Source organism: Mesorhizobium sp. M7A.F.Ca.CA.001.08.2.1, from assembly GCF_003998455.1.
Classification (GTDB): domain Bacteria; phylum Pseudomonadota; class Alphaproteobacteria; order Rhizobiales; family Rhizobiaceae; genus Mesorhizobium; species Mesorhizobium ciceri.
In genome coordinates this window covers 1-7,409 of record NZ_RZPW01000276.1, presented here as the reverse complement: position 1 = coordinate 7,409, position 7,409 = coordinate 1, and the positions used below count along the sequence as shown (strand labels likewise).

6 protein-coding genes and 1 pseudogene are annotated in these 7,409 nt (G+C 57.9%); 1 reads left to right on the top strand and 6 read right to left on the bottom strand.

What is annotated here, in order from left to right; all coding sequences use genetic code 11:
* The 3 genes and pseudogenes from EN914_RS40140 to EN914_RS17590 all read right to left on the bottom strand — a co-directional run.
* Positions 1–293: pseudogene (locus EN914_RS40140) on the bottom strand (ABC transporter permease); the annotation flags it as partial.
* A 20-nt stretch (positions 294–313) separates the two neighbouring features.
* Entirely contained in the window at positions 314–1,903 is a 1,590-nt protein-coding gene (locus EN914_RS17595) for an ABC transporter substrate-binding protein (protein WP_024505672.1), read from the bottom strand.
* A gap of 702 nt (positions 1,904–2,605) precedes the next feature.
* Complete coding sequence (locus EN914_RS17590) at positions 2,606–3,586, bottom strand: GlxA family transcriptional regulator (protein WP_245265426.1); 981 nt, start codon at positions 3,584–3,586, stop codon at positions 2,606–2,608.
* 140 nt (positions 3,587–3,726) lie between these two features.
* Between EN914_RS17590 and EN914_RS17585 the strand changes: the two genes are divergently transcribed.
* The gene (locus EN914_RS17585) at positions 3,727–4,791 is read left to right on the top strand and encodes a GlxA family transcriptional regulator (protein WP_245265425.1); all 1,065 of its coding nucleotides are present in this window, start codon (positions 3,727–3,729) and stop codon (positions 4,789–4,791) included.
* Between the two features lie 80 nt (positions 4,792–4,871).
* On the opposite strand, the gene EN914_RS17580 is transcribed toward EN914_RS17585, so the two are convergent.
* The 3 genes from EN914_RS17580 to EN914_RS17570 all read right to left on the bottom strand — a co-directional run.
* Positions 4,872–5,798 (bottom strand): glyoxylate/hydroxypyruvate reductase A, encoded by a 927-nt coding sequence (locus EN914_RS17580; RefSeq protein ID WP_024505670.1) that lies wholly within the window; start codon positions 5,796–5,798, stop codon positions 4,872–4,874.
* A 136-nt stretch (positions 5,799–5,934) separates the two neighbouring features.
* Positions 5,935–6,708, bottom strand: coding sequence for a class II aldolase/adducin family protein (locus EN914_RS17575; RefSeq protein WP_024505669.1), 774 nt, complete (start codon positions 6,706–6,708; stop codon positions 5,935–5,937).
* 25 nt (positions 6,709–6,733) lie between these two features.
* Positions 6,734–7,409, bottom strand: a 676-nt coding sequence (locus tag EN914_RS17570) for an NAD(P)-dependent oxidoreductase (RefSeq protein WP_164778772.1), incomplete at its 5' end; no start/stop codon positions are given.

Below are 7,409 nucleotides of genomic sequence, written 5' to 3'. Positions count from 1 at the left end.
GTATAAGGCAGTTGCTCGAAGACAATGTCGGCAACAGGCCTCTGGCTGAATACGTCGAAGCCGAGATCGCCATGAAGCAGCCCGCCGAAGAAGGTAGCGATCTGCACGACAAGCGGCTTGTCGAGCCCCATCTGCTGATGCAACAGCGCCTTCATCTCAGGCGTCGCCCGCGGGCCGAGTAGAACCGCGGCAGGATCGCCGGGCACCGCTCGGATCATCAAAAACAATAACGTCACCGCAATCGCAATGATTGCGATCGCCAGGACCAGCCTCCGACAGAGATAAAACCACATACCTACGCCCGACCCGCAACTCAAGCCGAAACTGGTTTGAAATTGATGTATAGCGGGTTCCCATCTGGGGTAGTTGCGGCCTGCATTTGTGTGATGCGGAACATGACTGGATTGGCCCCATGGGTCAGGAACCGGTAGGCGCCGGAGTCTTCCATGAGGTCCTGCATCTCATAGTAAAGCTTCGCCCGCTCGTTGGGGTCGCTGATGGTGACCGCCTTACCGCTGAGCTCGTCAAAACGCTCGCTTCGGAAACGCTCCCAGTTCCACACACCTACTTGACTTTGCACAAACCAGGACGCCGGGTAATACGGGTCTGGTAAACTGTAGAAACCATTGACAATGAGTTGTACGTCCTTCCACCGCGCGCCTTCCGATTCCATGCCAAGCGTCCAGAACGACCCAGAATCTTGGGCATTGACCTCAACCGCGATGCCGATCTGCGACAATTGCGCTTGTACCGTTTGGGCTATGGTCGAATTAGTGCTATCGTTCGTACAGTCGATTGTCAGGGTTAGACCACTGACACCCGCTTTGTCCAGAAACGCCTTGGCCTCGGCGAGATCGCCTTCCGGTGGGACGAGCGCCTTGTCGCGGTGCCCGACGATCCCTGGAGGAATGACGCCTGTCGCAACCTCCGCCTGTCCGCCATACGCGGCTTCTAGAATCTGCGGCACATTGATTGCCCATTGGATTGCCTTGCGGACATTAATGTCCTTCAGCTTCGGGTGATCCATGTTCATGCCGACCCAGGCGTAATAGAGCGAAGTATGATCTTCGATCTTGGTCTCGGCGGGCGGATTGCTCTTGAACGTCGCAAGTGAATCCAGACTGACACGCGTGAAATCGATGTCACCAGCTTGATAAGCCCGTTCCGCCGACTTCTCGTCGGTAATTGGAATAATTCGGATTTCGTCAAAGCCAGGCTTCGGACCCGACCAGTCCGGATTGCGGGTCAGAAGCACATACTGGTTCGGCTTCCAGTCGGCGAGCACATACGGGCCGGAGAAAGCCGGCGGCTTCATCCCGAAATCACCGCCGTCCTTTGTTGCCTTCATCACGGCATTCTCGGAGACGATAGTGCCAACGCCAAAGGGCAGTGCGGTGTACCAGAGCGGAACAAAGGGCGACTTGAGCACGATCACGCCAGTATAGTCATCTTCGATTTCAACATGGTCAAACGAACCCCAATCAGGCTTGACCGGCGAATTGTGCTTGATCACGCGCTCGAAAGAGAACTTGACATCCCTCGCGGTCAGTTCACCGTAGTTGCCCGTAAATTTGATGCCTTTCTTCAACCTGAAGCGGATATGGGTGGGATCGACCTGCTCGATCTTTTCTGCCGCTTCCAGCTCCCAGCCCCATTCGGAGCCCGGCTTGTAACATGTGAGCTTCGAATAAATGCAGTTCGCCACGTTCACATCGACCGGACCCGAATAGAAAGCCGGATCAAGCTTGGCGATATCACTAGCGTAACGCACCTTGAGCACCTTGCCCTCGGCCGCCCATATGGCTTGCGACAAGGGCATGCCCGCGGCGAAAACTCCCCCGCCGAGCACTGCGCCGTTCTTGAGAAAGGCCCTTCGATTCACATTGCCTGTGGCATCAGTCATGATCTGTTCCTCCCTTTCCTTTGAGCGGTTTCCCTTGCAGCGGGCCGCTTTCCCCTTGGTTGATCCGGCACGTCGCCGTGGGCGCACTTTCGACACGGACCGCCATCTGCTCTCTCGCCGCCGAGCAGGCAGGCACCGAAAACAAGGAATATCGCACCAGCGGATCATTAACTAACGAATATAATTACGGTCTAACATCGGCTTTCTCGATGATGCACCTTCACAGACGAGACCAGGATCCAGAGGAACGATCGTGCGAATTAAACTAATCGTGAAGGAATCCAACGCGATCCGGGAATTGCTAGCTCGCCAGAGCGGGTTTGCCCGGGCAACACCTGTCCTGCGAAACCGCTGTCTGCTAGATGTGGCGTGGGCTGAGCGATCCGGCGCTCTCAGGCTCGTTTGCCGACGCGCATCAGCCGTGCCGGGCTGCCCGCCTCAGCCAGGATTTCCGCCACCGCAATGGATATGATCGAGCAAGCGAATCTGGTGCGGACGGGACATATCAGGCTCAACCGAGCTGGTCGAGCCGCAATCGCCTGCATAAAAGGCCATCAATCTCGATCTCAATGCGGTGATCCTTGATGTGTCAGACGATGCGCGTCGCGAGGTTTTGTCGACGACTATCCCTTAGGCTCATACCCCTTGTCACAAGCAAGTCCCGATCTGTGACGCCGTCGATGCTATCCCAATCTGCGATGCCTAGCAGATGTCCTGGGATAACGCCGATACGCCATTCCCGGACCGGAAATCTTGAGGCGTCTTGTGGTAGTAACTGCGAAATACCCGGCTAAGGTGCGACCCATCACAGAAGCCGCACTCCACTGCGATAATGGAAATCGACTTGGGCGTTCTCTGCAAAAGATGACGTGCATGATCGAGCCGTATTTGCGTGTAGATCGCCTGTGGAGAGGTACGGAGTTCTGACCGGAAGCGGCGCTCGATCAGCCGTCTGCTGAGCTTGAGCTTGCCGGCGAGGCGAGCGATGGTCAGGGGGACCTCCAGGTGGTGTTGCATCAGCAGCACAGCCCGTTTCAGGACTTCGTCACGAACGACAACCTCAAGGCGTCCGGTCGGTTGCGCCGTCTCACCCTTGGCCGCCTCGTTGAACATCATAATTCGCAAGCTTTTGGCGGCCAGGGCTTTGCCGAGATGCCTCTCGACGAGAAAGGCGGCGAGATGCGCGGCGCTCGCACCGCCCGAACAGGTCAGCCGGTCTCGATCAACGACGTAGATTTGGTCAGAAACGGCCTGTAGGCCATCAAAAAGTCGCAGGAAATCTGAGTTGTGGAACCAGCTAACGCAACACTTGTAGCCGTTCATCAGGCCGGCGCGGCGCAAAACGAATGAGCCCGTACACAGCCCTACGAGTGGTATGCCTGCCTCGGCAGCGTGTCGAAGATGGTCGTCGAAGCGCGTGTCGACCAGGAGGGTTTCTTCTTCGAGAACCCCGCCGACAACCACCAGGTAGTCGAAGCGGCGAAGGTCTCCAATCCTTTCATGGGGTGAGATTGCAACGCCGCAGCTGGACAGGATCGGCGACATGTCGGGTGAAATGATGCGCCACTGGCAGCGGATTGGGCGGCTCCGGTCTCCGTCGTCTGCAGCCAAGCGTAGCACATCGACGAAGTTGGCAAATGCGCCGAGGGTAAACCGATGGAGCAGGAGGAACCCGACAGACAAGGGGGCAGAGTCCCGTGCAAGCCTTGATGCCTGATTCGTGGGTGAACCGGGGCCTTGTCGCAACTCTACTGTCATGCCGACGCAAACGTCCTTTCGCGGATGTTCCCAATCGCTCAAATAGGGCGCGAGCCGGTTATGCCGTGTCGCTGATAGAACATGGCGGAGAGTCTGACATGGTCCACCACTGGTCCCGCGATGCTTGGGCGTCCGTTCGCGCCAATGAGCCAGTTACCGTCGCCGTTTACTTGGCGCACGGGTTCGAACTGCTCGCTCTGTCGTCTGCTCTGGACGTCTTTCGCCTCGCCAACAAAGCGGCCGCACGGGAAGCCTTTCGATGGCGTACGGTTTCCCACTGGGGCGAAGCCGTGCGGGCCAGTTGCGGTATTGTTGTCGCGGCTGACGCCGACCTGGCCCAAGAACGCAGATATCTGCAGCAGCTTGAACGACCCGCACTGGCACTGATCTGCGGGGATGAGCCTGATGAAGGTCGTGAAACCAAAGTGCTGAGCGCATGGCTGCGCGAATGCAGGCAGCGCAGGATCGCCATAGGCGGGTTTGGAAGCGGTGTCGCTGCTTTGGCGAAAGCTGGTATGCTTAATGACCGCAAATGCGCCATCCATTGGGAGGAATTGCCGGCCTTCAAGGAGCGGTTCATGCGCGTAGAGGCGGCGGCGACCGTCTATGAGGTCGACAATGATATCTGGACCTGTGCTGGCGGCACGGCAGCCTTCGATATGTTGGTCGAGCTTGTAAAACTGAATTGCGGTGAGCCTGTCGCAGTCAATGTTGGGGAGCTTGCTGTGGCTGGGCGTGTCCGAACTGGCGATGAACGTCAGCGACTGCCGCTGCTGCGTCAGCATGGCAGGATCAACCCCACGGTCGTGAAACTCATCGAATTGATGCAGAGAAACTTGGCTACCCCGCTTACCATGGCTGACCTCGCGGCGGCTGCGGGGCTGTCGCGGCGCCAGGTTGAACGTCTGTTCCGCAATGACCTCGGTCGCTCGCCCTGCCGCTACTTTCGGGAATTGCGGTTGGAACACGCGAAGCTCCTGCTTGCCCAGTCGTCGATGCCGGTTTTGGAAATTGCGGTGTCTTGCGGTTTCGTGTCTGCCTCCCATTTTTCGAGGTGTTTCCGCGAGACGCATCAGATAGCGCCTCATGAAGCGCGCAATCTTTCGGCCGGAAGGTATCTCGGTGTATAAACGCCACGACCTAACGCCGGCGACACACGCCCTGACACGGTTTCGCTCCTAAACAAGGGCATGGCGTTATTCCGATAGTATTAATAGCCGGCCTCCCGGTTGAACAGCGGAACGACGTCAAGACCGCGCTCAAGACGGCGCACGTTGTTGGCGATTACATCAACTGCGCTCGATGCAAATGTGGCCCCCGACACATGCGGCGTGATGTACACTTGCGGGTGAGTCCAATAGCGATGCTCCAGAGGAAGCGGTTCCTGGGCGAATGCATCTAACGCGGCGCCGGCGAGATGGCCGCGGTCGAGAGCGTCAAGCAGGGACTCGTCATAGACGACCGCGCCGCGGCTGATGTTAACAAAAAAGCTGCCCGGGGGCATGGCCGAGAATATTTTCTCATCGAGAAAGTGCCGCGTCTTCGGGGATAGTGGGAGGGCGTTGATAACGATATCGATGCGGCTCAGGAACTCTGGGAGGGAATCCGTTCCGAAATAGCAGTTGACCCCTTCGATCTGTCGCGCGCTGCGGTCCCACCCGCTGACAGCGTATCCAAAATCGCGAACGCGGCTAGCGACTTCCGTGCCGATGCGACCCAAACCGAACACGCCCGCCCGGAACTCTCTCGTGGGGACGATCTGCTTACGATGCCAGATCCGGTCCTTCTGCTGTGATCGATAGTCCGCATAACGCCTGTGAAATGTCAGTACCCAATAGAGGGCGTGTGCCGCCATGTCGCGGGCGACGGCCGGATCCGCGAGCAAGATCACGGGAACGTCGGGTAGGGTAGGATCTGCCACGAAGTGCTCCGCCCCGGCGCCGAGTGAGAAAATTGCCTTGAGATTCGGATACCGGTTAAGGTCACCTGCGGGGTGGTTCCAGACCATCGCATAGACGACCTCATTGGGATCAATCGGTTCACCGAACACTTTGACAGGCAATTCAGGAAGCTGGCGGCAAAGTTCCCTTCGCCAGCTTTCATTGTCGTAGCCATGGTTGTTCAACAGGATGGTCATGGTTTTGGCGCCCCTGGGAGGAGAATAGGCTCGCGCGGATGCAAGGGCTGGCCATGCGACCTCCGTGCAAGGCTTCTGCAGACGAGTAGGCGCTGGAAACCCCGGCCAGTGCCTGCCGGGGATTCAAGCTGTTCGATTAATAACGGTACGAGGGATCAACCCGGTCGCACTGGCGCAACAGGGCGGGCCATTCATATTTGCCGAGCGGGAAATCGTCATATTGGCGGTGCGCCAGGCGCCAGATGTCCTCACGGCTCTTGTCGAGCTTGAGCCCCGTAGAATAGGCATCAATTAACACGCGGCAGGCACGGACCGTGTAATAAAGATTCATGAAGGCTTCACCGGCGGTAGCACCCACCGCGAGGAATCCATGGTTCTTCATGACCAGGCATTTTTTGCCCTCGATGTTCTTAGCGAGGCGGTCCCGCTCCTCGAGTGTGAGGGACAGTCCTTCCCAATCATGATAACCGATGTCGCCCCAAAGCATCGAGCCATCCTGGGTAAGGAACTCAAGGCCATCCTGCAGCGCAGTGATGGCCAGGCCGGCCGGCGCGTGGCTGTGGAACACCACCTTCATGTCGTGATGGGTGTTGTGAATTGCTGAATGGATCACGAAACCGGCGGTATTGACGTCTGGCGGGCCGTATAGAACCTTACCCTGCTCGTCGACCTTGATCAGGTTCGACGCCGTGACCTCGTTGTAAAGCAGGCCGAAGCGGTTCAGCAGGAACTGGTGATCGGTGCCTGGCACCCGCATCGTGATGTGATTCCAGATCAGGTCGTCATAGCCGTAAATATTCGCCAGACGGTACAGGGCAGCGAGGTCGACTCGCGCTTCCCACTCTTCCTTGGAGATGTTCGCATGGCCGCCCTGGACGCTGAAGTCCTCGGCTTTCATCTCATGTGCCATTGGTTTTCCTTTCGATCGGTTATTGTCAAATGGAGCGGAGAAATGTGCCATTCTGCTCTTCCAAGAGCTTCACCGCCATGAGGTGGTTCTGGTCAAAACCGTACTGATCGACGGCTTTTTTGTAGATCGCCTCAACCTGTTCGCACATGGGCAACGTGGCGCCGACAGTTCGTGCCAGCTCCAGGGTCAGGACCAAATCTTTGTGTGCAAGGCCGAGCGCGAAGCCGTGATCGTAACTTCCGTCAAGAATAGCCGGGCCGTAGCGGTCCGCGACATAGCTCGCTCCGGTGCTGCCTTGGATGATTCCGAGCATGGTCGCAGCAGGAACCCCACCCATTACTCCTAGCATCAGCGCCTCACTCAGCGCCACCGAGTTTAGGTAGCAAAGCACGACCTGCGAAATCTTGGCCACGTAGCCAGCTCCGTGAGGGCCAAGATGCATGATCCGGTTGCCAATCTTTTCCAGAACCGGCTTGCACCGCGCAAACACATGCTTGTCGCCGCCGACCATGATCATCAGGGTTCCGGCAGCTGCTCCTTCAATCCCGCCAGTAACCGGTGCATCGAGAAACGCAATCTCCCGGTCGGTGGCAGCGGCGCGGATGCGTCGCTCGCACTCCAAGTTGTTGGTCGAAAGGTCGATCCAGACGGAGGCTTTCGGCAGCCCGGCGAGAATGCCTTGTTCGGACAGCGCCACGGCC